General features: G+C 70.0%; 24 protein-coding genes, 1 tRNA gene and 1 pseudogene. 8 read left to right on the top strand and 18 right to left on the bottom strand.

Going from position 1 to position 26,407, the window contains the following annotated elements:
- Positions 1 to 36: 36 nt before the first annotated feature.
- Entirely contained in the window at positions 37 to 465 is a 429-nt protein-coding gene (locus ACGFNV_RS11960) for a hypothetical protein (protein WP_393622485.1), read from the top strand.
- A gap of 4 nt (positions 466 to 469) precedes the next feature.
- On the opposite strand, the gene ACGFNV_RS11965 is transcribed toward ACGFNV_RS11960, so the two are convergent.
- Positions 470 to 1,231, bottom strand: coding sequence for an SDR family oxidoreductase (locus tag ACGFNV_RS11965; RefSeq protein ID WP_393621614.1), 762 nt, complete (start codon positions 1,229 to 1,231; stop codon positions 470 to 472).
- Positions 1,232 to 1,378: 147 nt separating this feature from the next.
- Here ACGFNV_RS11965 and ACGFNV_RS11970 point away from each other — a divergent pair, with 147 nt between their 5' ends.
- The gene (locus ACGFNV_RS11970) at positions 1,379 to 2,203 is read left to right on the top strand and encodes a helix-turn-helix transcriptional regulator (RefSeq protein WP_393621616.1); all 825 of its coding nucleotides are present in this window, start codon (positions 1,379 to 1,381) and stop codon (positions 2,201 to 2,203) included.
- 326 nt (positions 2,204 to 2,529) lie between these two features.
- Here the strand turns inward: ACGFNV_RS11970 and ACGFNV_RS11975 are convergent, their stop codons facing one another.
- Positions 2,530 to 3,918, bottom strand: a complete 1,389-nt coding sequence (locus tag ACGFNV_RS11975) for a cystathionine beta-synthase (RefSeq protein WP_393621618.1) — start codon at positions 3,916 to 3,918, stop codon at positions 2,530 to 2,532.
- A 148-nt stretch (positions 3,919 to 4,066) separates the two neighbouring features.
- Between ACGFNV_RS11975 and ACGFNV_RS11980 the strand changes: the two genes are divergently transcribed.
- The 3 genes from ACGFNV_RS11980 to ACGFNV_RS11990 all read left to right on the top strand — a co-directional run bounded on the left by ACGFNV_RS11980 (position 4,067) and on the right by ACGFNV_RS11990 (position 7,693).
- Positions 4,067 to 5,092 carry an SGNH/GDSL hydrolase family protein gene (locus tag ACGFNV_RS11980; protein ID WP_393621620.1) on the top strand — a complete coding sequence of 342 codons (1,026 nt, stop codon included), beginning with the start codon at positions 4,067 to 4,069 and terminating at the stop codon, positions 5,090 to 5,092.
- Positions 5,093 to 5,392: 300 nt separating this feature from the next.
- Positions 5,393 to 6,613, top strand: a complete 1,221-nt coding sequence (locus ACGFNV_RS11985; RefSeq protein WP_393621621.1) for an acetyl-CoA C-acetyltransferase — start codon at positions 5,393 to 5,395, stop codon at positions 6,611 to 6,613.
- Between the two features lie 297 nt (positions 6,614 to 6,910).
- Positions 6,911 to 7,693 (top strand): hypothetical protein, encoded by a 783-nt coding sequence (locus ACGFNV_RS11990; protein WP_393621623.1) that lies wholly within the window; start codon positions 6,911 to 6,913, stop codon positions 7,691 to 7,693.
- A gap of 65 nt (positions 7,694 to 7,758) precedes the next feature.
- Here the strand turns inward: ACGFNV_RS11990 and ACGFNV_RS11995 are convergent, their stop codons facing one another.
- Complete coding sequence (locus ACGFNV_RS11995; protein ID WP_393621624.1) at positions 7,759 to 8,070, bottom strand: hypothetical protein; 312 nt, start codon at positions 8,068 to 8,070, stop codon at positions 7,759 to 7,761.
- Between the two features lie 100 nt (positions 8,071 to 8,170).
- Here ACGFNV_RS11995 and ACGFNV_RS12000 point away from each other — a divergent pair, with 100 nt between their 5' ends.
- A complete protein-coding gene (locus ACGFNV_RS12000; RefSeq protein ID WP_133928672.1) occupies positions 8,171 to 8,401 on the top strand; it encodes a DUF4287 domain-containing protein in 231 nt (76 codons plus the stop codon).
- A gap of 94 nt (positions 8,402 to 8,495) precedes the next feature.
- Here ACGFNV_RS12000 and ACGFNV_RS12005 read toward each other — a convergent pair whose 3' ends face one another.
- The 3 genes from ACGFNV_RS12005 to ACGFNV_RS12015 form a co-directional block, all read right to left on the bottom strand.
- Positions 8,496 to 9,386, bottom strand: a complete 891-nt coding sequence (locus ACGFNV_RS12005; protein WP_393621626.1) for a Bax inhibitor-1/YccA family protein — start codon at positions 9,384 to 9,386, stop codon at positions 8,496 to 8,498.
- 236 nt (positions 9,387 to 9,622) lie between these two features.
- Positions 9,623 to 10,798 (bottom strand): 4-hydroxybenzoate 3-monooxygenase, encoded by a 1,176-nt coding sequence (locus ACGFNV_RS12010; protein WP_393621628.1) that lies wholly within the window; start codon positions 10,796 to 10,798, stop codon positions 9,623 to 9,625.
- Between the two features lie 279 nt (positions 10,799 to 11,077).
- A tRNA-Leu gene (locus ACGFNV_RS12015) sits at positions 11,078 to 11,160 on the bottom strand.
- A gap of 392 nt (positions 11,161 to 11,552) precedes the next feature.
- Between ACGFNV_RS12015 and ACGFNV_RS12020 the strand changes: the two genes are divergently transcribed.
- Positions 11,553 to 12,323 (top strand): ABC transporter ATP-binding protein, encoded by a 771-nt coding sequence (locus tag ACGFNV_RS12020; RefSeq protein WP_393621630.1) that lies wholly within the window; start codon positions 11,553 to 11,555, stop codon positions 12,321 to 12,323.
- Positions 12,324 to 12,368: 45 nt separating this feature from the next.
- A complete protein-coding gene (locus tag ACGFNV_RS12025; protein WP_393621632.1) occupies positions 12,369 to 14,897 on the top strand; it encodes an ABC transporter permease in 2,529 nt (842 codons plus the stop codon).
- Positions 14,898 to 14,957: 60 nt separating this feature from the next.
- Here the strand turns inward: ACGFNV_RS12025 and ACGFNV_RS12030 are convergent, their stop codons facing one another.
- From ACGFNV_RS12030 to eno, 12 genes and pseudogenes are all read right to left on the bottom strand, one after another.
- Positions 14,958 to 16,253 carry a class I SAM-dependent methyltransferase gene (locus tag ACGFNV_RS12030; protein ID WP_393621633.1) on the bottom strand — a complete coding sequence of 432 codons (1,296 nt, stop codon included), beginning with the start codon at positions 16,251 to 16,253 and terminating at the stop codon, positions 14,958 to 14,960.
- A 190-nt stretch (positions 16,254 to 16,443) separates the two neighbouring features.
- On the bottom strand, positions 16,444 to 17,844 hold the full coding sequence (locus ACGFNV_RS12035; RefSeq protein ID WP_393621634.1) for an NAD(P)/FAD-dependent oxidoreductase: 1,401 nt from the start codon (positions 17,842 to 17,844) through the stop codon (positions 16,444 to 16,446).
- A gap of 420 nt (positions 17,845 to 18,264) precedes the next feature.
- A complete protein-coding gene (locus tag ACGFNV_RS12040) occupies positions 18,265 to 18,945 on the bottom strand; it encodes a contact-dependent growth inhibition system immunity protein (protein ID WP_393621636.1) in 681 nt (226 codons plus the stop codon).
- A gap of 13 nt (positions 18,946 to 18,958) precedes the next feature.
- The gene (locus ACGFNV_RS12045; protein WP_393621637.1) at positions 18,959 to 19,261 is read right to left on the bottom strand and encodes an RNase A-like domain-containing protein; all 303 of its coding nucleotides are present in this window, start codon (positions 19,259 to 19,261) and stop codon (positions 18,959 to 18,961) included.
- Positions 19,262 to 19,270: 9 nt separating this feature from the next.
- Positions 19,271 to 19,930 (bottom strand): hypothetical protein, encoded by a 660-nt coding sequence (locus ACGFNV_RS12050; protein WP_393621639.1) that lies wholly within the window; start codon positions 19,928 to 19,930, stop codon positions 19,271 to 19,273.
- 44 nt (positions 19,931 to 19,974) lie between these two features.
- Positions 19,975 to 21,687, bottom strand: coding sequence for an RNase A-like domain-containing protein (locus tag ACGFNV_RS12055; protein ID WP_393621641.1), 1,713 nt, complete (start codon positions 21,685 to 21,687; stop codon positions 19,975 to 19,977).
- Positions 21,687 to 21,998, bottom strand: coding sequence for a WXG100 family type VII secretion target (locus ACGFNV_RS12060; protein ID WP_393621642.1), 312 nt, complete (start codon positions 21,996 to 21,998; stop codon positions 21,687 to 21,689). Before ACGFNV_RS12060 ends, ACGFNV_RS12055 begins: the two co-directional genes overlap by 1 nt.
- A gap of 54 nt (positions 21,999 to 22,052) precedes the next feature.
- Entirely contained in the window at positions 22,053 to 22,469 is a 417-nt protein-coding gene (locus tag ACGFNV_RS12065; RefSeq protein ID WP_393621644.1) for a WXG100 family type VII secretion target, read from the bottom strand.
- A 159-nt stretch (positions 22,470 to 22,628) separates the two neighbouring features.
- Entirely contained in the window at positions 22,629 to 23,531 is a 903-nt protein-coding gene (locus tag ACGFNV_RS12070) for an exopolyphosphatase (RefSeq protein WP_393622486.1), read from the bottom strand.
- Positions 23,532 to 23,789: 258 nt separating this feature from the next.
- Positions 23,790 to 24,191: pseudogene (locus tag ACGFNV_RS12075) on the bottom strand (DUF501 domain-containing protein); the annotation flags it as partial.
- Between the two features lie 53 nt (positions 24,192 to 24,244).
- Positions 24,245 to 24,721 (bottom strand): septum formation initiator family protein, encoded by a 477-nt coding sequence (locus tag ACGFNV_RS12080; RefSeq protein ID WP_393621646.1) that lies wholly within the window; start codon positions 24,719 to 24,721, stop codon positions 24,245 to 24,247.
- A gap of 170 nt (positions 24,722 to 24,891) precedes the next feature.
- Positions 24,892 to 26,172: a phosphopyruvate hydratase gene (gene eno / locus ACGFNV_RS12085; RefSeq protein ID WP_393621647.1), complete on the bottom strand. Its 1,281-nt coding sequence runs from the start codon at positions 26,170 to 26,172 to the stop codon at positions 24,892 to 24,894.
- Positions 26,173 to 26,407: the final 235 nt, after the last annotated feature.

The raw sequence follows: 26,407 nt of genomic DNA on the forward strand, positions 1-26,407 counted from the left end.
CCTACCGTGAGGTACATGACGGGAATGGAGATCGGTATGGACGCGCGGGACGCCGACCTGAAGAAGGAACTCAACGCCACCCTGCAGGCCCGCAGGGAACTGGGCGAGGAGTACGAGTCCGCGCTGGTCGACTCTTTCCTGGAGAAGGTGGACCAGCGCATCGACGGCGCCGTCGACCGCCGGGTGCGCCGCCAGCTCGCCGAGCAGCAGATGACGTTGGCCCGTGACGCCCGGTCGCCCAGGCCCACGGACTCCTGGGGCGAGCGCTATGGCTTCGGCCTCGTCTCGCTGGTCATGGCGGTCCCGCTGTCCGCGATCGGCGCCGGCACCGCGCATCTGCCCGGCCTGCTGATCTCCTGGCTCGGCATTGTCGGCGTCAACGTGGTGCAGGCCGCCCGCAGCAACCCCGGCCTCTTCGGCACCCGGCGCGGCAGGAGCGACGGGGACGGCGACTGGGAGAAGTAGCTCCTCACGCCTGCCTGGTCGGCAGCACCATGATCTGCCGCAGGTTGACGTGCCGGGGGCGGCTCGCCACGTATGCGACGACGTCCGCGACCTCCTCCGACGCCAGCGTGCCGATCTCCTCGATCATCCCGTCGAGCTGCCCCCGCAGCTCGGCGCTGCCGATGTGCGACGCCAGCTCGGTCTGTGTGAGCCCCGGCTCGATGTTGGTGACCCGCACGTCACGCGGTCCGAACTCGGCGCGCAGGGACGCGGAGAGGTGGGTCAGCGCGGCCTTGGTCGCCCCGTACACCGCGTAGTCGGGGAACGTCATGTGCGCACCGATGGACGAGATGTTCACCAGGTCCGCGGTGCGGCCCCGCCCGGCCGCTTCCACCAGGTCACCGGTGAAGGCGCGGATCATCCGCAGCACACCCGTGACGTTGGTGTCGATCATGCGCTGCCACTCGTCGAGCCGGCCGTCCGTCACGGGGTGGGGCAGCATGACTCCCGCGTTGTTGACGACCAGGTCCACGGCGCCGTAGGCCTCGTGGACCGCGGAGACCGCGGCCTCCACGGACGCGTCGTCGGTCACGTCGGCGACGACGGCGAGGGCCTCGCCCCCGTCGGCCCGGATCTTCCCGGCGACCGTCTCCAGCCGCTCCCCGCGCCGGGCCAGCAGCGCGACCCGCGCCCCCTGCGCGGCCAGCAGCACGGCCACGGCCTCACCGATCCCGCTGGCGGCCCCGGTGACGACGGCGGTACGTCCGGCCAGGTTCTCGTACGACATGAAGTGCTCCCTGGGTGTTCGCGTCGCCGGTCCGTCCGGCGACGACCACCACTCTCGGCCGGTCCGCCCGCGCCACCCAGGGATGCGCTTTTCCTGGGTCTGCCAGTACCAGGTTGAGCAGGTGCCGTGTCCCCTACGATCGAACGCATGGACGGGGAACTTGGAGATTTTCTGCGCTCGCGCCGCGCCCGCATCCAGCCCGAGGAGGTGGGGCTGGCCTCGTACGGGCGGCGCCGCGTCCCGGGCCTGCGCCGCGAGGAGGTGGCGCAGTTGGCGGGGGTGAGCGTCGACTACTACATCCGCTTGGAACAGGGGCGCGGCCCGAGCGTCTCCGACGCGGTGCTGGACTCGGTGGCGCGGGTGCTGCGTCTGGACGAGACGGAGCACGCCTATCTGCGCGCGGTGGCCCGCCCCCGCAAGCAGGCCGAGCAGCCGACGACGCCCCGTGTCCGCCCGGGCGTCCAACTGCTGCTCGACAGCATGGACCGCGTCCCCGCGTTCGTGATCGACCACCGCATGGAGGTCCTCGCGTGGAATGCCCTGGCCGACGCGGTCTTCGGCTACGGCGGCGCGACGCCCGAGGCCCGCACCATCCCCCGGCATGTGTTCCTCGACCCCGTCGCCCACGACTTCTACCCGGACTGGCAGGCCGTGGCCGCCCAGTGCGTCTCGCACCTGCGGGTGTTGGCGGGCCACCACCAGGAGGACCGGAAACTCACCGCGCTGGTCGGCGAACTCTCCCTCAAGAGTGAGGACTTCCGCCGTCTGTGGGCCGACCACCAGGTCAGGGAGTGCGCCTACGGTGTGAAACGCGTCCAGCACCCGGTCGTGGGCCTGCTGACCTTCCCGTACGAAACCCTGACGGTCCCGGGCGAGGGATCGCAGACGCTCCTGGTCTACACGCCGGAGCCGGGTTCGGAGACGGCGGAGAGGGTCGCGCTCCTGGGCAGTTGGGCCGCCACACGCGCGTAGAAGATATATCGCGGGGACCGCCGCACCCCCGTGAACGGGGGGCGGGACGACGGCGGTCCCCGCGAGGGACGTCGACCGGGTCAGGCCGGGTCTCACGTCCGGCGTCCATGGAGGTCCGGGAGCCGCTCCGGAGGTCCTTGGACGTTCGGTGCCGGCCGGGGCGGGGAGCCGCTCCCGCCCTTGCCGACATCCACCAATGTGCCGGACGCGTGTTAAGGGGGTGCTGCGTGGACGTGACACGCTCGTACCGCTTCCGCGAAGTCCACCACTTCGGTGGGTAAACGGAAGTTCCGCGTCAGCACCGCCCGTTCACCGGACGTTCCCCGTTACTTTCCGCCCTTGGCCAGGAAGGCCAGCAGGTCCTGCCGGCTGACCACTCCGGTCGGCTTGCCCTCGACGAGGACGATCGCCGCGTCCGCCGTACCGAGCACGGACATCAGGTCGCCGACCGGCTCGCCGGAGCCGACCTGGGGCAACGGCGCCGACATGTGCTTCTCCAGCGGGTCCTCCAGCGAGGCCCGCTTGGCGAACAGGGCGTCGAGCAGCTCGCGCTCGACCACGGAGCCGACGACCTCGGCGGCCATGACGTCCGGGTGACCCGCGCCCGGCTTGACGATCGGCATCTGCGAGACGCCGTACTCGCGCAGCACCTCGATGGCCTCACCGACCGTCTCGTCCGGGTGCATGTGGACGAGGGACGGGATGGCGCCGTGCTCCTTGTCGCTCAGGACGTCGCCGACGCGGGCGCTGGGGCCCTCGTCCTCCAGGAAGCCGTAGTCGGCCATCCACTCGTCGTTGAAGATCTTGCTGAGGTAGCCGCGTCCGCTGTCCGGCAGCAGGACGACCACGACGTCGTCGGGGCCGAGCCGCTCGGCCACCCGCAGGGCCGCCACGACGGCCATGCCGCAGGAGCCGCCGACGAGCAGGCCCTCCTCCTTGGCGAGCCGCCGGGTCATCTGGAAGGAGTCCTTGTCGGACACGGCGACGATCTCGTCGGCGACGGTCCGGTCGTAGGCGCTCGGCCAGAAGTCCTCACCGACGCCCTCGACGAGGTACGGCCGCCCGGACCCGCCGGAGTACACGGACCCCTCGGGGTCGGCGCCGACCACCTGCACCTTGCCGTCGCTGGCGTCCTTCAGGTACCGCCCCGTGCCGGAGATGGTGCCGCCCGTGCCCACACCGGCCACGAAGTGGGTGATCCGGCCCTCCGTCTGCTCCCACAGCTCGGGGCCGGTGGAGTGATAGTGGGAGAGCGGGTTGTTGGGGTTGGAGTACTGGTCGGGCTTCCAGGCGCCCGGCGTCTCACGCACCAGCCGGTCGGAGACGTTGTAGTACGAGTCCGGGTGCTCCGGGTCCACGGCGGTCGGGCAGACCACGACCTCGGCGCCGTACGCGCGCAGCACGTTGATCTTGTCCGTCGACACCTTGTCGGGGCACACGAAGATGCACTTGTACCCCTTCTGCTGCGCCACGATGGCCAGGCCCACACCGGTGTTTCCGCTGGTGGGCTCGACGATCGTGCCGCCTGGCTTGAGCTCGCCGCTCTGCTCGGCCGCCTCGATCATGCGCAGGGCGATGCGGTCCTTCACGGATCCGCCCGGGTTGAAGTACTCCACCTTGGCCAGGACGGTCGCCTGAATGCCCTTGGTCACGCTGTTGAGCCTCAGCAGCGGGGTGTTGCCGACGAGGCTGATCATCGAGTCGTGGAATTGCACCGTTGTCTCCGGATGCTTGCAAATACGTGGTCGTAGTGGTCCCGCCAGCCTACGGCCCGCCGCAGGCGTTCACTCCCCGTTGAGATTGACCGACGGCCGGTACGGGGCAAGGAGTGGATGTACGGCTACAAGGAGGTGGCGGCGACGTATGAGCAGCATGTCGAGGGCGCGGGTGGCGCGGCGCATCGCGGCCGGCGCGGCGTACGGCGGCGGTGGCATCGGGTTGGCGGGGGCGGCGGCGGTCGGCCTGCTGCTGGCCGAGGTGCAGCTGGCCCGCCGCCAGGTGGGCAACGGCACGCTCCCGCACGTACCGAACGCGCAGGGACTGTACGGCGACGTCTACGCCACTCCGACGGAACCACCCCTGCGCCTGACGATGCTGGGTGACTCCACGGCCGCGGGCCAGGGTGTGCACCGGGCCGGGCAGACGCCGGGCGCACTGGTGGCGTCGGGGCTCGCGGCGGTGGCGGAACGTCCCGTGGAGCTGCGCAATGTCGCCCTGCCCGGGGCCCAGTCCGACGACCTGGAACGCCAGGTGGCCGAGGTGCTGGCGGCTCCGGGCCCGGTGCCCGACATCTGCGTGATCATGATCGGCGCGAACGACGTGACGCACCGGATGCCGCCCACCCGCTCCGTGCGCTGCCTGGCGACGGCGGTACGGAGGCTGCGGACGGCAGGTGCGGAGGTGGTGGTCGGCACCTGTCCCGACCTGGGCACGATCGAGCCGGTCCAGCAGCCCCTGCGCTGGCTGGCCCGCAGAGCCTCCCGCCAGCTGGCGGCCGCCCAGACGATCGGGGTCGTCGAACAAGGCGGCCGCACCGTGTCCCTGGGCGACCTGCTGGGCCCCGAGTTCGCCGCGAACCCGCGCGAGCTGTTCGGGCCGGACCAGTACCACCCCTCGGCGGAGGGGTACGCCACCGCCGCGATGGCGGTCCTGCCGACCGTGTGCGCGGCGCTCGGCCTGTGGCCGGCGGAGGAGGAGCGCCCGGACGTCTTCCGGCGCGAAGGCTTCCTGCCGGTGGCCCGCGCGGCCGCGGAGGCGGCCTCGGAGGCGGGCACGGAGGTGGCGGCGGCGATGCCGACCGGTCCCCGGGGGCCTTGGGCGTTGCTCAAGCGCCGTCGGCGGCGGCGGGTCGCGGAGGTGGAGCCGGCGCCGGCTTCTTCGTCGCCGTGAGCAGACCCAGCCCGTCCGGCGTTTGAGGACGAGGCCGTTCAGGCCGACGGGGGTCTGGGGGCACAGCCCCCAGGGGCGGCCGGCCCACCGGCCCGCACACTGCGGCCCAACCGCCGGAGGGCAAAAAGCAAGCGCTTAGTAAACTGCGGTCTGAGTCACACCGCTCGGCTCGTGACCCCGGCCATACGTACGGGTAACTTGCCAGACAGCCGTGCCCGATACCCCCGTACGCCCACCCGTCGCCCGACCACCACCCCTCAACGAGGCGCCATGCGCCGCCCCTTCTTGTCTGGAGCCGTGATGCCCGAAGCCGTGATCGTCTCGACCGCCCGCTCCCCCATCGGCCGCGCTTTCAAGGGCTCCCTGAAGGACCTGCGCCCGGACGACCTGACCGCCACGATCATCCAGGCGGCCCTCGCCAAGGTTCCCGAGCTGGACCCGAGGGACATCGAGGACCTGATGCTCGGCTGTGGCCTGCCCGGCGGGGAACAGGGCAACAACCTCGGCCGTATCGTCGCCGTACAGATGAGGATGGACCACCTGCCCGGCTGCACGATCACCCGCTACTGCTCCTCCTCGCTGCAGACCAGCCGCATGGCCCTGCACGCCATCAAGGCCGGCGAGGGTGACGTCTTCATCTCGGCCGGTGTCGAGATGGTCTCCCGTTACACCAAGGGCAACTCCGACAGCCTGCCCGACACGCGCAACCCCCTCTTCGCCGAGGCCGAGGCCCGTACCGCCGCCGTCGCGGAGCAGGAGGGCACCACGTGGCACGACCCGCGTGAGGACGGCCTCGTCCCCGACCCGTACATCGCGATGGGCCAGACCGCCGAGAACCTCGCCCGCCTCAAGGGCGTCACCCGGCAGGACATGGACGAGTTCGGCGTCCGCTCGCAGAACCTCGCCGAGGAAGCCATCAAGAACGGCTTCTGGGAGCGGGAGATCACCCCGGTGACGCTCCCCGACGGCACCGTCGTCAGCAAGGACGACGGTCCGCGCGCCGGCGTCACCATGGAGGGCGTGGCGGGCCTCAAGCCGGTCTTCCGCCCCGACGGCCTGGTCACCGCCGGCAACTGCTGCCCGCTGAACGACGGCGCCGCCGCGGTCGTCATCATGAGCGACACGAAGGCCCGCGAGCTCGGCCTCACCCCGCTCGCCCGCATCGTGTCGACCGGCGTCTCCGGCCTCTCCCCCGAGATCATGGGCCTCGGCCCGGTCGAGGCGTCCCAGCAGGCCCTGCGCCGGGCCGGCCTCACCATCGACGACATCGACCTCGTCGAGATCAACGAGGCGTTCGCCGCCCAGGTGATCCCCTCCTACCGGGACCTCGGCATCGACCTCGACAAGCTGAACGTGAACGGTGGCGCCATCGCCGTCGGCCACCCCTTCGGCATGACGGGCGCCCGTATCACCGGCACGCTCATCAACTCCCTCCAGTTCCACGACAAGCAGTTCGGCCTGGAGACGATGTGCGTCGGCGGCGGCCAGGGCATGGCGATGGTCATCGAGCGCCTGAGCTGACCCCCTGGGCAGTCGGCCCGAGCGACCCCCCTGGGTAGCCGTCACGGCACCCGTCGTGATGCCACGGCCCAGAGTCCGGGAAGCGCCCGGACTCTGGGCTGTTTTGTGGTCCAATCTCTCTCAGGATGTGACCTATCTCCCTCACCGAAGGGATTCACGCAGGTCAGCAGTGCTTCGCACGGGACGCAACCCCCAAGACCCTGTCCGTTTCGTGACGTTACGCACTGACAGCTTGATAGTCCACACTTCAAGCTGATGTAGGAAGTCGGGGGTCGACTTTTAACCGGGAGTACGTCAGTGAGCGCCATGCCGATCGCCCTGCTGGTCACCACGGCCGCCACCGGCGCCGTGGGTGTCGCCGTCCTGCGCACCCTCGTGCTGCTGCGCCGACAGGTCGCGGCCCTGCACACGCAGCTCGCCGAGAACCACGCGGCCGTGACCCGCGGACTCGTGCCCGCCGCCCGCAGCAACGGCGACGCCGATGAGATACGCGCCGCCGTCGCCGAGGCACTGGCCGAGGAACGCGAGCGCGAGCTCGCCGAGGCGCGGGCGTTCTGGGCGGCCCAGGAGGCCCGTGACGCCTCCGACGCGCCGTCCCTGCTGGGCCTGCCCGACAGCGAGCTGTTCCTGCCCCGTCAGACCGATTTCGTGGGTCTGGAGCCGGTGGCCGAGCCGACCGCGGACACCGACGACCTCTCCGGGGAGTCCCCGGAACTGGCCGCGGCCCGCCGCCGCCACCCGTCCCACCCGGACTTCGTCCCGGTCCAGTCACCGGTCGTGAACGACCACGAGCGCACCGTCGCCACCCTCGAGGAACTGGCCGCGTCCCGCGTCGAACTCACCGACGTCCGCCCCGGCCCCCTCGGCACCCTCGACGTCTACGTCTTCGCCGACGGCACCACCCTCTGCATGACCCCGGGCCACCGCGAAACCGCCGACCGCCTGGCCGCCGCCCTCACCGCCGGCGAAACTCCGATCCTCCTCGGCGGCTCCGGCATCTCGGGCGCGTACACCCTCACGTTCGCGTGCGGCGAGGAGAACGTCTACATCCTGGCGGACCGGGTCATAGCGTCGCTGTAGCGCGCCCAAGGGGCGCGGGGAAGCGCGCGACAAAGCCCCCACGCACCGGCAGTCGCCGACGCGCCCTACACCCCCGCCCTCCTCTGCGCCTCCTCGACCATCCGCACCGCTTCCGACACCTCGCTCTCCTCGCGCAGCACCACCGCCAGATCATGCCCGGCCACCGTGATCTGATCTGCCGCTGCAAACATCCCCGCGTCCGGCATCTCCCGCGGTTCCGCCTCCGGCGACTCCACCTTCTGGGCCCACCGGGCCAACTCCCTGGCCAATCCCAGCGCCTCGGCGGCAGCCCCTCGCTGCAAGCGACTCTGCGGCGCCGCCCGCAACCGGTCGGCGAAGTGATCCACGGCTCGGCTCAGACGCGTCGTATCCACCACGCGGTGAGCGTACTCGCACCCGGACTGTTGCCAACACGCGAACGCTCAGGCACGGTGACTTGAAGGACCGGCTTACATCCCATTGCGTCCGGAGGCGCCGATGTCCCAAGTCTTCTCCGAGGAGACCCACCGCAACATGCTCGCCCGCATCCCCCACTGCACCGGTCGTGAAGTCGCCGACTGGTTGCGCACCGTCGATGACGGTCCGGCCCTCTTCCGCTTCGAGGAGAAGGTCAGCTGGCTCCGCCACGAACACAACCTCGCGTACGGCCACGCGAAGGCGATCATCCACGAGTACGACCTGAGGAGGGCGGCGCGCAAACTGCTCTAGGCGCGCACTTGGAGAAGAACGGCGAAGGGCCCCGGGAGAGAGGCTCCCGGGGCCCTTCGGTGTTCTACCGGCGGCTCAGTTGCGCCGGCGCGGATCAGTCGCTGTTGAGGATCGAGATGAGCCTCAGGAACTCCATGTAGATCCACACCAGCGTCAGCGTCAGGCCGAAGGCCGCCAGCCACGCCTCCTCGCGGGGGGCACCGTAGGCGATGCCGTCCTCGACCTGCTTGAAGTCGAGGGCGAGGAAGCAGGCGCCGAGCAGGATGCCGACGATGCCGAAGAAGACACCCATCGCGCCGCTGCGGAAGCCGAGGCCGTCACCGCCGCCGAACACGGCGAACAGCAGGTTGACCGCCATCAGCAGGACGAAGCCGAGCGCGGCCGCCATCACGAAGCCGTAGAAGCGGCGGTTGACGCGGATCCAGCCCGCCTTGTACGCCACCAGCACACCGGCGAAGACCGCCATCGTGCCGATCACGGCCTGCATGGCCGCGCCGTCGGCGATACGGCTGTCGACGACGTTGGAGACGACGCCGAGGAAGACACCCTCGAACGCCGCGTACGTCAGGATCAGCGCCGGCGAGGCCTTGCGCTTGAACGACTGCACGAGCGCCAGGACCATGCCGATCAGCGCGGCACCGATACCGATGCCGTACGACCGTCCGATGTTGGCGTCGTCCACCGGCAGCAGCGCCCAGGCGAGCGCGGCGGTGACGATGAGGACACCGAGCGTCGTGCCCGTGCGCAGGACGACGTCGTCGATCGTCATGCGGCCGGTGGTGGCCGGCGCCTGCGGCGGCGCGCCGTACTGCTGGCCCTGCTGGGCGTAGGGGTTCTGCGCGTACGGGTTGCCGGTCGGCTGGGCGTACGGGTTGCCCTGCGTTCCGACAGCGGCGCCCCCGGCCTGCGGCGCGGTGTTGAAGCCCGCGTAGCCGTTGTCGCGGCTGAACCCCCGTCGCGAGAAGACCGGGTTGCTGCTCCTCATTTCACTCCTCCGTGGCCACCCTGCGTAGCCTTGGCCTCAAGAGTAATGGAAGGGCAAAGAAATGACCCTAGTGCTTGAGTAGGATCTTTCCCTGCCACGTGCGCAACACGCTACGCGGAAGCGTGATTCCCGGCACCGGCCGGGCTCATTCATGACCAACCCGCGACACGTCCGGAACCGGCCGGTGATCAGGCCCTTATGCGGAACGAACCCTTCACCCTCACCCTCACCGCACCTCAGTCGAACGGGAACCCCGTGTACCCCTCCGCCAGGTCCGTCTCGGCCGCCCGAGAGGAGGCGATCCGCTCCAGTCGGGCCAGCTGGAGGCGGTCCTCGAAGGGGGTGGCGTCCGGGGCGCGGTGCAGCAGCGTCGTCATGTCGTACGAGAACCGCTCGGCCTGCCAGACGCGGCGCAGGCAGGTCTGCGAGTAGGCGTCGAGGAGGGCGGAGGAGCCCGTCTCCTTCCGGTGCGTCAGCGCCCTGGCGAAGGTGACGACGTCCCCGACGGCGAGGTTCAGACCCTTCGCACCGGTGGGCGGCACGATGTGGGCCGCGTCCCCGGCGAGGAAGAGCCGGCCGTGCCGCATGGGCTCGTGGACGTAGGAGCGCATGGGGGTGACCGACTTCTGGGTGATCGGGCCGCGCTCCAGGCGCCAGTCGTCGGCCGTCTCGAAGCGGCGCTCCAGCTCGTCCCAGATCTCCTCCTCGCCCCACGCCTCGGCGTCGGTGCCCTCGGGGACCTGGAGGTAGAGACGTGAGACCGACGGGGAGCGCATGGACAGCAGGGCGAAGCCGCGGTCGTGGCGGGCATAGACCAGCTCGTCGTGGGAGGGGGCGACGTCGGCGAGGATGCCGAGCCAGCCGAAGGGGTACGTCCGCTCGAAGACCCGGGTCAGCTCGGCCGGGATCGCCTTCCGCGCGACGCCCCAGAAGCCGTCGCAGCCCACGACGTAGTCGCAGTCGAGGACGTCCTCGACCCCTTCGTGCCGGAAGCGGACGCGCGGACTGTCGGTGTCGGCCCCCTCCACGGCCAGCGCCTCGGCCTCGAAGAGCAGCGGGCCGCCCTCCTTGAGCTGGAGGGCGATGAGGTCCTTGCAGACCTCCGTCTGGGCGTAGACCATCACGCACCGGCCACCGGTGAGGGCGGGGAAGTCGACGCGGTGCCGCCGCCTGTCGAACCGCAGTTCGATGCCGTCGTGGCGCAGCCCCTCGCGTTCCATGCGCTCCCCGGCCCCGGCCGCCCGCAGCACGTCCACCGTGCCCTGCTCCAGGATCCCGGCGCGCTGCCGGTGCTCGACGTAGGCGCGGTCGCGGCTCTCCAGGACGACCGAGTCGATGCCGGCGTTGTGCAGCAGCCGGGCGAGGAGGAGGCCGGCCGGGCCGGCGCCGATGATGCCGACGGTGGTACGCATCGGGCGTTCCCTTCGGGACTGTCGCGCGTTCGCGGGGGTGTGTTCGCGTGGTGAAATTAACTTCACTTACGCCCGGGAGTCTGCGCCCACGTCCATGCGGTGTCAATGGGCGACGACGGCAGGTTCGAGATGTCGGGCATTCCGCGGGAAAGATCACTGCAGATCTTGCGGTGGGGTTGTCCGGCCGTAGGCCTGGCGGCCCTTCACTGTGAGTGACGTCACCATGAGCGACTGTGGCAACTGACCGTTCTTGAGGGTCACGCAGCGTGACCGCGGAAGTGCCCGGAACCGGACTTGAACCGGTACGCCCGCGAGGGGCAGCGAGGTTTAAGCTCGCCGTGTCTGCATTCCACCATCCGGGCAGGCCATGGGCTCCGCGTCGAGGTTCCGAGCCTATCGGGATACATCCCCCGAACAGCGGACGGGCGGACCGATGTTGTCTTATTTTATTGACGTCTGAGGGTGCATCAGCCCACGGTAAGGGCCATCCGCACTTGCCAATAGCCTCTCCTGCGGCGGCCGGTCGCGCATACGGAATGACGGAATTTCACCGCCCGAACGAGGGGGCTCCACCTGTTCTTGACTCGCCCGCTCGCAGGGGGCGGCCGTCATCCCCAGGTATGACACGGCGGCCCGCGGTCAGACCCGAGTCTGTCCTCCGAACCAGAACAACGGGTGACTACATGCCGCGTTACGGCCGAGACGATGGTTCACGTCCTCGAACCACCACCGTCGTCCCCAGGAGCGTCCACCCGTGACCACCACTCCCATCGCCGACCGGACCACCGCCGTGGCCGCGCGTGCCACGGATCTGTCGAAGATCTACGGACAGGGCGAGACCCAGGTGGTCGCCCTCGACCGGGTCTCCGTCGACTTCCGCCAGGCCGAGTTCACGGCGATCATGGGCCCCTCCGGCTCCGGCAAGTCCACGCTGATGCACTGCGTGGCCGGGCTCGACACCTTCTCCTCCGGTTCCGTGCGCATCGGCGACACCGAGCTGGGCTCCCTGAAGGACAAGCAGCTCACCAAGTTGCGGCGGGACAAGATCGGCTTCATCTTCCAGGCGTTCAACCTGCTGCCCACGCTGACCGCCCTGGAGAACATCACCCTCCCGATGGACATCGCGGGCCGCAAGCCGGACAAGCAGTGGCTCGACAAGGTCATCCAGATGGTCGGGCTCTCCGGCCGGCTGAGCCACCGGCCCTCCCAGCTCTCCGGCGGCCAGCAGCAGCGCGTCGCCGTCGCCCGCGCCCTGGCCGCCAAGCCGGACATCATCTTCGGCGACGAGCCGACCGGAAACCTCGACTCCCGCTCCGGCGCCGAGGTACTGGGCTTCCTGCGCAACTCCGTGCGCGAGCTGGGGCAGACCGTGGTGATGGTGACCCACGACCCGGTGGCCGCCGCGTACGCGGACCGGGTGGTGTTCCTCGCGGACGGGCGGATCGTCGACGAGGTGTACGGGCCGACGGCCGACTCGGTCCTCGACCGGATGAAGCAGTTCGACGCCAAGGGCCGCACCAGCTGACCTCCGGCTGACACCCGGTCAAGAACCTTCGGAGTAGACACCCTCATGTTCCGTACCGCCTTGCGCAACGTACTCGCGCACAAGGCCCGGCTCCTGATGACCGTGCTCGCCGTGATGCTCGGCGTGGCCTTCGTGTCGGGGACCCTGGTCTTCACCAACACCATCTCCGACGCCTACCAGAACAGCTCGGCCAAGGGCTTCGACCAGGTCGACGTGGCCGTGACGGCCAAGTACCAGGAGGACAAGGGCGACAGGCTCGGCAAGACGCCCGACCTGACGCAGGCACTGCTCGACCAGAGCGCGAAGGTTCCGGGGGCCGCCTCCGCCATCGGCGTCGTCACCGACTTCACCGCCATCGCCGACAAGGACGACAAGCTCATCGGCGGCGGCTTCCAGTCGCAGGGCGGCAACTACTGGGGCGACAAGGACCCCCGGTACCCGCTGAAGTCCGGCTCCGCGCCGCACGGCGAGAACCAGGTCGCGATCGACTCCGAGACCGCGCGGCGCGCCGGGTACAAGGTCGGCGACACCGTCCGCCTGTCGGTCGACGGGCCCGTCCTCTCCCCGAGGATCAGCGGCATCTTCACCACCGACGACGGCAATGTCGCCGCCGGCGGCAGCCTCGCCCTGTTCGACACGGCGACGGCCCAGAAGCTGTTCGGCAAGCCGGGCACGTACGACGAGATCGACGTGAAGGCGAAGGCCGGCACCAGCCAGACGGCGTTGAAGGCCGCACTCGACAAGGCGCTGCCCAAGGACGTCACCGAGAGCACCACCGGCAAGGAACTCGCCGACGACCAGGCGAAGGCGATCTCCGCGTCGATGAGCGGTATGCGGCAGGGCCTGCTGGTCTTCGCGGGCATCGCCCTCTTCGTGGGCACGTTCATCATCGCCAACACCTTCACCATGCTGGTCGCCCAGCGCACCAAGGAACTGGCGCTGCTGCGCGCGGTCGGCGCGTCCCGCCGGCAGGTCACCCGGTCGGTGCTGATCGAGGCGTTCGTGGTGGGCACGGTCGCCGGTGTGACCGGTCTGGTGGCCGGTATCGGCATCGGGGCCGGGCTGCGCTCCCTGATGGGCACGCTCGGCGCGACCGTCCCGGACGGACCGCTGGTCATCACCCCGGGCACCGTCGCCGCCGCCCTCGCGGTGGGCATCGTCATCACCATGCTCGCCGCCTGGCTGCCCGGCCGCCGGGCCGCGAAGATCCCGCCGGTCGCGGCGATGAGCAGCGTGCACGCGCAGGCGACCACCCGGTCGCTGGTGCTGCGCAACACCATCGGGGCCCTGTTCTCGGCGGCCGGCGTCGCGGTCGTCCTGGCCGCCACCACGATGAGCGGCTCGGACGGGCAGGCCCCCATGGGCATGGGCGCGGTACTGCTCATCATCGGCGTGTTCATCCTGACCCCGCTGCTGTCGCGCCCGCTGATCGCGGCGACGGCCCCCGTTCTGCGCGCGTTCGGCGTCTCGGGCAAGCTGGCCCGCCAGAACTCGCTGCGCAACCCGCGCCGTACGGCGGCCACGGCGTCCGCGCTGATGATCGGCCTGACCCTCATCACCGGCATGACGGTGATGGCGGGCAGCCTGCAGAAGTCGATCGACAAGATGGCGTCGTCCGCGATCCGCGCCGACTACGTGGTGTCGATGGCGAACTACAACGGGCTCTCCCTCGATGTCGGCAAGAAGCTGGCGGCCACCGAGGGCGTCACCGCCACCAGTCCGATGCGCAACGCCCCCGGGCGCATCGAAGGGGAGACCGAGCTCCTGACCGGCGTCAACGGCGCCACGATCGGCAAGCTCACCGATGTCACGGTCGACAACGGCGCCTTCAAGGTCGGCCCCACCCAGGCCGTCGTCGACGCCGACACCGCCAAGAAGCACGGCTGGAAGGCCGGTTCCGCCTTCACGGTGGCCTTCGAGGACGGCAAGAAGCAGCGGCTGACGGTCGCCGGGGTCTACGAGGGCAACGACCTGATCCACGGCATCCTGCTCGACCTGTCCGCCCTGGCCCCGCACCAGACGGACGCGTCGGACACCCGGGTCATGGTCAAGACGTCCGACGGCGCGTCCGACGCGACGAAGGACCGGCTGGAGAAGGCCCTCGGCTCCAACCCGGCCATCAAGGTCCAGAGCAAGCAGGACCTCTCCGACGAGATCGCGAAGATGTTCACGCTGATGCTGAACATGCTCTACGGGCTGCTCGCGATGGCCGTGATCGTCGCGGTGCTCGGGGTCGTCAACACCCTGGCGATGTCGGTCTTCGAGCGCTCCCAGGAGATCGGCATGCTCCGTGCGATCGGCCTGGACCGCAAGGGCATCAAGCGGATGGTCCGCCTGGAGTCCCTGGTCATCTCCCTCTTCGGCGGCGTGCTCGGCATCGGCCTCGGGGTGTTCTTCGGCTGGGCCGCCGGTGAGCTCATGGGCACGGCGATGCCGACGTACGAGCTGGTCCTGCCGTGGGCGCGGATGGCCGTGTTCCTCCTTCTCGCGGCGACGGTCGGCATCCTGGCGGCGCTGTGGCCGGCCCGTCGGGCGGCCCGCCTGAACATGCTGACGGCGATCAAGTCCGAGTAGCGGCACGCCCACGGCCGTGAAGGGCCCCGTTCCCGGGACCGGGAGCGGGGCCCTTCACGGTCAGTTCCAGGTACGGGCCCGCAGCGGCATCCCGGAGGCGCCGGAGCCGGGGGTGCGCACCGCGAGGACCTGGTTGACGCCGATGTTGTTGCGTTCGAAGGCCAGCGCGGAGGCGGCCATGTACAGGCGCCAGACTCGGGCCCGGCCGGGGCCTGCCAGCGCCACCGCGCGCGACCAGTCGGTCTCCAGGTTGGCGACCCAGCGGCGCAGGGTCAGCGCGTAGTGCTCCCGGATCGACTCCACGTCCCGTACCTCGAACCCGGCGCGCTCCAGCTGGGTGACGGTGGTGCCGAGCGGGGCGAGTTCGCCGTCGGGGAAGACGTAGGCGTCGATGAACTCGTCCACGTCGTACGACGATTCGTCGCGCTGCGGGCGGCGGGCGATCTGGTGGTTGAGCAGCCGGCCGCCGGGGCGCAGCAGGGCGTACAGGTCCTGGGCGTACGCCAGGTACCGGTCGGCGCCGACGTGTTCGGCCATGCCGACGGAGGAGATCGCGTCGTACGGGCCGTCGGTGACGTCCCGGTAGTCCTGCACCCTGATCTCGACCCGGTCCGTGAGGCCCTCGTCGGCGACGCGCTTACGGGCGTGCGCGGCCTGTTCCTGCGAGAGCGTGACGCCGACGACGCTCACGCCGTGTTCGCGGGCGGCGTGCACGGCCAGGGAGCCCCAGCCGCAGCCGACGTCGAGCAGGCGCCGGCCCGGTCTCAGATCGAGCTTGCGGCAGATGAGTTCGAGCTTGTCGCGCTGGGCGTCCTCGAGGGTGGCGTCGGGTTCGGGGGCCCGCCAGTAGGCGCACGAGTAGACCATCGACGGGCCGAGGACGATCTCGTAGAAGTCGTTGCCGACGTCGTAGTGGTGGCTGATGGCGCGTCTGTCGGTGCGCCGGGTGTGGAGGTGGCGGCGGCGCCGGACCTCCTCGCGGGGCGGGGCCGGCGGCAGGGGGAGGCCGGCGAGTCGCACGAGGCCGCGGGCGGCGGCCCACACCTCGGGGTCGCGCAGCGCCTGGGTGAGGGTTCTGGCGTCCTCGCCGCGTTCCCAGACGGTCCCCGCGAGCAGGTCGAGGGTCTGGTAGAGGTCGCCCTCGATGTCCAGGTCCCCGGCGACCCAGGCGCGGGCGAGGCCCAGCTCGCCGGGTTTCCAGAGCAGTCGGCGCAGGGCGCGGCGGTTGCGGACGACCAGTGCCGGCGCGTTCGGCGGTCCGGACTGCGAACCGTCCCAGGCGCGGATGCGGATCGGGAGCGGGGCTCCCAGTACCTGTTCGAGCAGGGTCTTGAGCCGCGGCGCGGCATCGGCCATGGTGCACACCTCCGTGACAATCGATCCCGGAATGTCCAGCACCACGTAAACACCTGCGGGGCCCGGCCACAGTCCCCCACGCGCGTCACGGCTGAGGAAAAACTGTCGTGCGAACCCCGACGGACGCAGAAGGACCTCCCGCACCACGGATGGCGGGAGGTCCTTCGGGTGGATCGTATGACCGGGAGGGTCAGGAGGCCTTGGCCTTCTCCTCGGACTTCTCGGTCTTCTCGGCCTTGCTCGCGGCGGCGACCGGCGCCGGCTTGGCGGCCTCGTAGAACTCCTCGCGGGGAGTCTCCAGGGCGCCGAGGGCGACGACCTCGCGCTTGAGGAACATGCCGAGGGTCCAGTCGGCGAAGACGCGGATCTTGCGGTTCCAGGTCGGCATGGCCAGACCGTGGTAGCCACGGTGCATGTACCAGGCGAGACGGCCCTTGAGCTTGATCTTCATCTTGCCCATGACGATCATCGCGACGCCCTTGTGGAGGCCGAGACCGGCCACCGCGCCCTTGTTGGCGTGGCTGTACTCCTTCTGCGGGAAGCCCCGCATGCCGGAGACCACGTTGTCGCCGAGGACCTTCGCCTGACGCAGCGCGTGCTGGGCGTTCGGCGGGCACCAGGCGTTCTCGACGCCGGCCTTGCGGGCGGCGACGTCCGGGACCTGGGCGTTGTCGCCGGCGGCCCAGATGTAGTCGGTGCCCTGGACCTGGAGCGTCGGCGCGCAGTCGATGTGACCGCGGGGGCCGAGCGGCAGGCCGTAGCGGGACAGGGCCGGGTTCGGCTTGACGCCGGCGGTCCACACGATCGTGTTGGAGTCGACCTCGAGGCCGTTCTTCAGCACGACGTGGCCGTCGACGCAGGAGTCCATGGAGGTGGAGAGGTAGACCTCGACCCCGCGGGCCTCCAGGTGCTCCTTGCCGTACTGGCCGAGCTTGGGGCCGACCTCCGGGAGGATCTTGTCGGCTGCGTCGACGAGGATGAAGCGCATGTCCTCACGGGACACGTTCTTGTAGTACTTGGCCGCGTCGCGGGCCATGTCCTCGACCTCACCGATGGTCTCGGCGCCGGCGAAACCGCCGCCGATGAAGACGAAGGTGAGCGCCTTGCGGCGGATCTCCTCGTCGGTGGTGGAGTCGGCCTTGTCGAGCTGCTCGAGGACGTGGTTGCGCAGGCCGATGGCCTCCTCGATGCCCTTCATGCCGATGCCCTGCTCGGCGAGGCCGGGGATCGGGAAGGTGCGGGAGACCGCGCCGAGCGCGACGACCAGGTAGTCGAAGGGCAGCTCGTACGCCTCGCCGACCAGCGGGGCGATCGTGGCGACCTTGCGGTCCTGATCGATGGTGGTGACCCGGCCGGTGAGTACCTCCGCCTTGGGAAGCACGCGTCGCAGCGGGACGACGACGTGACGCGGGGAGATGCTGCCGGCGGCGGTTTCGGGAAGGAAGGGCTGGTAGGTCATGTACGACCGGGGGTCGACGACCGTGACGGTCGCCTCGCCGTAGCGCATCTTCTTCTGGATGCGCCGAGCTGCGTACAGGCCTACGTACCCACCGCCTACTACGAGGATCCTGGGACGCTCCGTGGTGCTCATGCCATCGAGTATCCACCCGCCCCTAGGGGGTCGCTCGTGCGCCCCTTCACAAGCTCCGACGGGGTGTGTGTTATCCTCCGCGACTCGCGTGATCCACATCATGATGACAACCGGGATCCATTGTGCACCGCGCGTCGTTGTCAATGCCGCGTGAGCTGCCTCTCTGGGTCGCGAGGCGCCCCGTGAGCCCCCTCTCGACCCGCCCTCCAGAGGCCTTCCGGTCCACCCCCATAGCATGCTTCTGAACACGTTCAAAGACCCATTGAGCCCCCAGAAGGGTCAACCCGACCCATCTCTTCGCTCTGGAGTGCCGAATTCCTTGTGAAGAACTTCACGAACTTTTCCGGCGGGGGGTCGAGGAAGGGAGACGCCCGGCCCTCTCCGGCGCACTCATACGTTGTTCGACCTGCTCAATCGAGGCTACTTGCCAGTAAGAAAAGCCTCCAGCCGCACGGCCACCGAGGCCAGCCACCCGCTCGGCGCGTACGGCGCCGGCCAGTCGACCTCCATACCGAGTTCGGCCACGGCCAGGGCGTAGTCCGACTCGTCGAGCTCCAGCGTGAGCAGTTCCCGCAGCTCGCCCACGAGACGGGCGACGATCTGCGGATCCGTGGTGGCGGCGTAGTCGGCGAGGGCTGCCTCATGAGAGTCGTCCCGCGCCCCGAACTCGTCGGGCATGTCCTGCGAGAACCACCCGCCCAGCAACTGCCCCAGCTCCGGGAAGCGGGCGTGCCACTCCCAGTGGGTGACCGGCGCCGACCGGGCCGGCACCCGGCCCTCCTCCACGCTGCGCCTGATGTGGTCGGCGAGGAGCAACAGCCAGTCCTGGACGCCGGCTTCGGGCAGGCCGACATCGGGCACCGCGTAGAACTCGCCGAGCCGCCGCCGCAGCGTCCCCGGGGGATTGCGGGCGTACTCACGCAGTTGCGCCTCGGCCATGCCGAGGGCCCAGGGCCGGGTGTGCCAGGTGTGCCGCAGGTAGGCGGTCAGGGCGGTGCTCGGCCGGTCCTCCGTGTCGTCGGGAGCAAGCCCGGCGTACGCGCGCATCACCTGGTCCAGCTCGCCGTAGCGGCGGTCGTGCTCGAGGGGGCTCATGGGCATGGGGCGACGGCCTCTACAGGTGGATCGGGAAGGTGGCGTGCACGACGAATCCGTGCGGGGAGGCGTTGTCCCGCCTGAGGATCACCCGGGCCGCCCGTACGTCGACCGGGCCGCGGCCCGCCAGCATCATCGCCTGCAGCAGGACTCTGCCCACCGGCTCGGGACGGGACGGCCAGGCCGCCTCGATGGTCAGGCGCGGGCGGGTCGACTGGGCGAGCCAGCGGTGGATGAGCTGTTCGTTGGCGGTGACGGTCTGCTGGGTGGCCCATTGTGCGGTTTCCCGGTCGGGATACGTGGCGGAACGGTTCGGTTGCACGGGAAGGCCTCAGTGCGCTTCGAGGAGATGGGCGGAGGCGGCTCGTAGAACGTCCCGCAGGACGGGCGGCGTGGCCCACGGGACCACCGACCGGAGGGAGGCCACGGACCGCGGGTCCCCGTCGAGAAGCAGCGCCGCGTGGAGTTCCGCGACCAAGGGCGGCAGCACCTGCGCGCAGCCGTCCGGGTGTTCGCTGGTCACGCCCGCGAGCACCCCGTCCTCGAAGGTGTCGTACTCGTCCGACTCGACCCACCAGGAGAAGTCCCGCAGGCGGGTGAACCTCAGTTCCGCCTCCCAGGCCGACATCGGGACGTCCTCGAACCGGGCGATCCCCTCGCGTTGTGACGTCCTCAGTGCCGAGGCCGTGTCCGTGAGGAAGGCCGTCCTGCCCTGATCCCCGGCCAGCGCGTCGAGCCGCTGCGGGAAACCGGGGGGCAGGTCCCTGTCGGGGGACCTCCGCAGCTCCTCCGCGACGAGGTCGAGCAGAGCGGCCAGCGTGGCGCTCGGCATGGCCCACCTGGTGGTGGCGCAGCTGTCCAGGGTCCGGTTGACGCGCGCGATCTCTTCGGTGAACGGCGCCGTCCCGCCCGTTTCGCGTGCCGTGGCGAGGACGTCGAAGAGCCTCGCCACCACCCCGTTGTTGAAGACGGCACCGGTGTACGTAGTCACGGCCGGCCGCTGCTCCTTTCCGCTTCCAGCTCGGTCGCCGACCGTCATGCGGTCGGCATGGACGTGAGGACGACGAAGGGTGGGTCTATGCCTCTCTTGTACCGCAGCACGACATTGACACCGTGCGCGTCGGTCCCCCGCGCCTTGAGTCCGTCCGCGTCGTAGGCGGTACGGGACACGGTGCGCCCCGTCACGTCGGTGAAGGACTTGTCCAGGGTCAGGGTCGATCTCTCGTTGGCGACCGGCTGCTGTTCGAGCCGGTCCAGCCAGCGCTCGATCTTCTCGGCGTTGCCGATGTCGTCCAGGGTCGTCTGGGTGAGCCGCTGCGCGGACGCCAGGTCCGTGAACGACGACGCCGCCAGCGGCCGTACCGAGCCGTCGGGGCGGACGACCTGCTGGTCCCTGAGCCGCTGCGCCAACTGCTCGTCCGTCTTGCCCACGTGCTTGTCCACGCTGTGTCCGCCGTACAGACCTTCCGCGTTGGCCAGGTCGATCGCATAGAAGTGGTTCTTCTCGTCGGCGTCGGTGGTGTATTTGTGCTCCTGCTTGAAGTCGTTCAACGCCCGCGCCCCGAAGGCCTCGGCGCGCGCTTCCTCCGCGGCGTAGGTCGGGGCGCTGCGCCGCGCCTCCTCCAGGGGACCCATGAGCGCGTCGAACTGGGGCGTGAGCGCGTTGACGCGGCGGTTGTACGCCTCGACGACGGCGTTCAGAGCTGCTGTGTCGATGTTGAGCGTGATCTCCGCGCCGAGTTCCGCAGCGCCCGTCGCGAGCCCCTTCAGGAAGCGGCCGACTCCCTTCGCGCCCTCCTTGACGTCGTTGAGGTCCACGCCGTCACTGAGGTCGATGTTGCCGACGGCCTGCTTGACCGCCTCCATGTAGATGTCCCACACCTTGCCGTTCAGGTCGACGGCGGCCTCGGCGAACTCGCGCAGGAGGTCGCTGATCTTCTTCGCCGAGTCGAACAGGACCGTCATGACCGGGTGGGTGGCGGTCGGGGAGGCGGAACTGTCGTGCTTCCACTCGTAGCCCGCCCTGCTCTGCCCCCAGTCCGCGGTCCCCCAAAGCGAGCTGCAGAACTTGCGCATCGCGTCGTACCACTCGCTGTTGCTCTGCTGGGTGATGCCGCTGACGAGTCCGGTCAGACCGCTCTCCGTCATGGACAGCGACATGGTCGTGTTCGACCAGGCCTGGGACAGCGAGTTGAGGTAGTGCTGCTGCGGGAACGGATAGACCTCGGCGACCTTGCCCCAGCGGAAGGCGTGCTCCAGAAGGGGCCGGATGATGTGCCACACCAGGTCCGGGATCCACTCCAGGATGGAGCGGATGAAGTCGTCACCGCCGTCGTCGTCGCCCCATTTCAGATCCGGCACCGAGCCGTAGTCGGGCACCGTGTCGATGACGACCGGCGGCGGTTGGGTCCGGGCGACGGTCTGGCCCGAGGCGTCGTTGGCCGCCTCCGCCTTGGCGTAGTTGTTGGCCGTCGTCGCGAAACCGACCGCCGCTCCTCCGACGCTGACCACGGACTTGGCCCACACGTCGAGGAATTCGTTGCCGACCTTGACGTACGCGGTCGCGAAGGCCTGTGCCGCGGTCCCGTAGCCGCCCGCGTCGGGGTACTCCTCGAGGGCGGTGAGCAGGTCCTTGGCGGCCTTGTCGAAGGGGGTCTGCTGGGCCGCGAAACCGCCCGCGACCTGGTGCAGCTGGGACGGCTTGACGTCGATGGTTCCGCCGCCCGGCGGCGCCGCGGGGGCCGCCATCAGGCCGCTCCCCAGCCGCGCAGGACGGCCAGGTGGGCGGCCGTGTAGTTGGTCCGGCCGGTGGTCACGACCTCGTGCAGCCATTTCTGGGCCGCTTTCAGGTCCTGCGCCGAGCGGTCCCATTCGTCGAGCTTGTCGACGAAGGCCTCGCGGGCTTCACCGTTCCAGGACAGTACGACCGGTTCCACCCGGTCGTAGAGGTCGTCGATCTTGCCGTTGAGCTGCTTGAGGATGTCCTCCAACTCGCCTGCGAGGTGGTGCAGCGTGGCGAGCTTGACGGTTATGTGGTCGTCTCCGGCGCTGGGCGGCATGCGTTCCCCGTCCCTCGAGCCGGCAGTCCGCGACGCGGCTGCCGGACGGCGGTGTCAGAAGTCGTCGAGGCTGCTGTTCGGCCGCGTCGGCGGTCCGGCGGTGGGCAGGTAGGGCGTGGACAGCCGGTCCACCTCACTGGCGACGTCCACCTGGATCTGGCGCAGGCTGTCCAGAACGGCCAGTTCTCGCTCCGTGAAGCCGTCCCGGCTCATCCGCACGGCCGACTCCAGCAGTTTCATGACTTCGCGGACGCGTACGGCGTCCTCGGCGGCGGCCCGGTGGAACTTCCGGTATGCCGTACCGGCCGGGCCCTGCCAGCCCGCCTCGATGCTGTCGACGATGCCGTCCATGCGCCGTACCTGGCGGGTCAGGTAGTCCTGCATGTCGTTCAGATCGTCGGCGAGCCTGGTCAGATCCTCGTGCTTCGCCCGAAGATCCGCGGTGCCCTTCGTGCCCTGCGGTTCTGCCATGACGCATCCCCCGTCACATCAGTGTCCGTGATCCCACGATTCGCACATGTGAGCCTAGCTCAAGGGATTTTGACGGTCAGGAACCTGAGTCGAGACTCACAGGCCCCGGGCATCCGCGTGGATGCCCGGGGCCGGAAAGCGATGGCGCGGCGCGCCGGTTCAGGTGAGGGACCAGGCGATGCCGTCGAGGATGTCGTGTTCGCTCACCACGACCTCCTCGGCGCCGATGCGTTCCATGATCGACAGGAGGACGAGGGCGCCCGCTGCGATCACGTCGACGCGGCCGGGGTGCATGGAGGGGACGGCGGCGCGTTCGGCGTGGGTGGAGGTCAGCAGCCAGTCGGTGATCTCGCGGACCTTGTCGCGGGAGACGCGGGAGTGGTGGATGGCCACCGAGTCGTACTCGGGCAGTTCCTGGGCGATCGCCGACACGGTCGTCACGGAGCCGGCCAGGCCCACCAGCGTGCGTGCCTCGCGCAGCGGCACCGTCTCCTCGGCGAGGTCGAGGGCCGTCTCGATGTCGGCGCGCATCGCGGTGATCTGCTCCGCGGTGGGCGGGTCGGACACGATCCCGTCCCGGACCAGGTGCCGTTCGGTCATACGGACGCAGCCGACGTCGACGGAGCGCGCCGCGCGGACGTGGTCGTCGCCGACGACGAACTCGGTCGAGCCGCCGCCGATGTCCACGACCAGGTACGGCGTGGGCAGGTCGGCCCGGCCGGTCAGTTCCTTGGTCGCCCCGGTGAAGGAGAACTCGGCCTCCTGGTCGCCGGAGATGACCTCGGGCTCGACGCCGAGGATGTCCACCACACCGCGCACGAAGTCGTCGCGGTTCGAGGCGTCCCGGGAGGCCGACGTGGCCACGAACCGCACCGTGCCCGCGCCCAGTCCACGGATCACGTCCGCGTACTCGCGGCACGCGGCGAACGTGCGCTCCAGGGCCTCGGGGGCGAGCCGGCCGGTGCGGTCCACGCCCTGGCCGAGCCGCACGATCGTCATGCGCCGGTCGAGTTCCAGGAGCTCACCCGTGGCCCGGTTGACGTCAGCGACCAGGAGCCGGATGGAGTTCGTGCCGCAGTCGACGGCGGCGACCCGGCTGAAACCGGCGGGGACCGCGGGAGCCTCGGCGAAGGAGACGCTACGGGCCTCGGCGGGGTCGGAGACCGTGCCCTCCTCGCCGGGGAGTTCGTCCGCCGGGTCGGGTGCCGCGAGCGGCTGCACGCACGGCCCCTTGAGCCACCACTCCGGCAGCATCGCGATCGCCTCGTCGCCCAGCGGGTTCACCCCCGGGCCCGCGGCCAGCGAGTGGCCCACCAGCACGTGCAGGCACTTCACCCGGTCCGGCATGCCGCCCGCGCTCGGGAAGCCCTTGAGAACCTCGATGGCGTCACGGCGCGCGATGTAGTCCTCGTGCGCGGCACGGTACGCGGCGGCGAGTTCCGGGTCGGTCTGCAGCCGCTCCGTCATCTCCTTCATGACGCCGTTCGCCTCCAACGTGCCGATGGCCGAGGCGGCGCGCGGGCACGTCAGGTAGTACAGCGTCGGGAAGGGCGTGCCGTCGGGCAGGCGGGGGGCCGTCTCGACGACGTCCGGCTGGCCGCACGGGCACCGGTGCGCGATGGCGCGCAGCCCGCGCGGCGGGCGCCCGAGCTGCTGCTTGAAGGCCTCGACGTCCGCGTCGGTGGGCTCGGTGCGCGGAGTGGTCGGCGGGGGCGTTTCCATGCCTGTCTTTCTATCGGTCCATCTGTCGGTCTGTCGGTCCCGCTGGTCGGGTCTCACCGGTCGGAGGCGTCGGACGTGTCGATCCCGTCCCAGACGTTCGCGTACCAGGGGCGGTCGGCCGCCACCAGGTCGGCGCGTGCCTGCTTGGCCGCGGCCGGGTCGATCACGATGTAGCCGGTCTCGCCGGGCATCACGTAGTGCAGGCGCTGCCGGATCTGCTGCTCCGCGTACGCGTCGTCCTGCCAGCGCGCCTTGAGGTCGCGCAGCTGTTCGACCCGCTGCCTGGCCTGTGCCTTCTCCCGCTCCAGATCGGCGATCTCGGCGCGCTGGGAGACGTACGCCCTTATCGGGTAGGCGAGGGCCACGATCAGCGAGCACATCACGAGGGCGAGCAGGGCCGCCCGGCTGGTCAGGCGGGAGCGGCGGGCCTGCCGCTTGGTCTGGGAGCGGTAGACACGGGCCGCCGTCTGCTCGCCGAGCAACCGGATCCTGGTCGCGGTGGAGAAACGGTCCCGGTCCTTCACGGCCATGTCCCCGCGCCTCCCGTTCCACACGTGCGTACGTCCCCGCACACGGTACGGGACCGAGTACGGGGACGTACGTACGACTGGCTCAGGCTTGACCCTGGTTGGGTCAGCCCTTGCTGTGCCCGTGGTCCGCCGAGCGGACGTGGGTCCGCCGAGCGGACGTGGGCGAACGCTCAGCCCTTGAAGCGCGGGAACGCGCTGCGGCCCGCGTACACCGCCGCGTCGTCGAGGATCTCCTCGATGCGCAGCAGCTGGTTGTACTTGGCGACGCGCTCGGAGCGGGCCGGGGCGCCGGTCTTGATCTGGCCGCAGTTGGTGGCGACGGCCAGGTCGGCGATGGTGACGTCCTCGGTCTCGCCGGAGCGGTGGGACATCATGCACTTGAAGCCGTTGCGCTGGGCCAGCTCGACGGCGTCCAGGGTCTCGGTCAGCGAACCGATCTGGTTGACCTTGACCAGCAGGGCGTTGGCGGCGCCCTCCTCGATGCCGCGGGCGAGGCGCTCGGGGTTGGTGACGAACAGGTCGTCGCCGACGAGCTGGACCTTGTCGCCGAGCTTCTCGGTGATGGTCTTCCAGCCGGCCCAGTCGTCCTCGAACAGCGGGTCCTCGATGGAGACGAGCGGGTACGCCGCGACGAGCTCGGCGTAGTACTCGGTCATCTCGGCGGCGGAGCGCTCCTTGCCCTCGAAGACGTAGGAGCCGTCCTTGTAGAACTCGGACGCGGCGACGTCGAGCGCCAGGGCGATCTGCTCGCCGGGGGTGTAGCCGGCCTCCTTGATCGCCTCGAGGATGAGGTCGAGGGCCTCACGGTTGGAGCCGAGGTTCGGGGCGAAGCCGCCCTCGTCGCCGAGGCCGGTGGCCAGGCCCTTGCTCTTCAGGACCTTCTTGAGGGTGTGGTAGACCTCGGTGCCCCAGCGCAGCGCCTCGGAGAAGGACTCCGCGCCGATCGGGGCGATCATGAACTCCTGGATGTCCACGTTGGAGTCGGCGTGCGAGCCGCCGTTCAGGATGTTCATCATCGGCACCGGCAGCAGGTGCGCGTTCGGGCCGCCCAGGTAGCGGAAGAGGGGGAGGTCGCTGGCCTCGGAGGCGGCGTGGGCGACGGCGAGCGAGACGCCGAGGATGGCGTTGGCGCCGAGGGAGCCCTTGTTGTCGGTGGCGTCCAGGTCGAACATCGCCTGGTCGATCAGGCGCTGCTCGGTGGCGTCGTAGCCGACCAGCTCGGGGCCGATCTGCTCGATGACGGCGAGGACGGCCTTCTCGACACCCTTGCCGTGGTAGCGGCCCGGGTCACCGTCGCGGAGCTCGATGGCCTCGAAGGCGCCCGTGGAGGCGCCGGACGGAACGGCGGCACGACCCGTGCTGCCGTCGTCGAGGCCGACCTCGACCTCGACCGTGGGGTTGCCTCGGGAGTCCAGGATTTCCCGGGCTACGACGACGTCGATGGACGGCACGAGCATCTCCTTCTTGGGATGTGACGCTGGAAGTGCGGGGCCCGTGGGCCTTGCGACTAGAGCCTAACCGCCCCCGTGGCATCGGCATCCGACCGACCGCCCCGTGGACAGGCTGACGGTACACATTGTTCCTGGACGGAACAAAGAGCGGGCGGGGATTGCGGGCGAAGGGCGGGCAAAAAAAAACCCCGCTCCGGTGCGTACGGGGGAAGACGCACCGGAGCGGGGAGCCCGC

This window comes from Streptomyces sp. NPDC048751 (genome assembly GCF_043198595.1).
GTDB lineage: Bacteria > Actinomycetota > Actinomycetes > Streptomycetales > Streptomycetaceae > Streptomyces.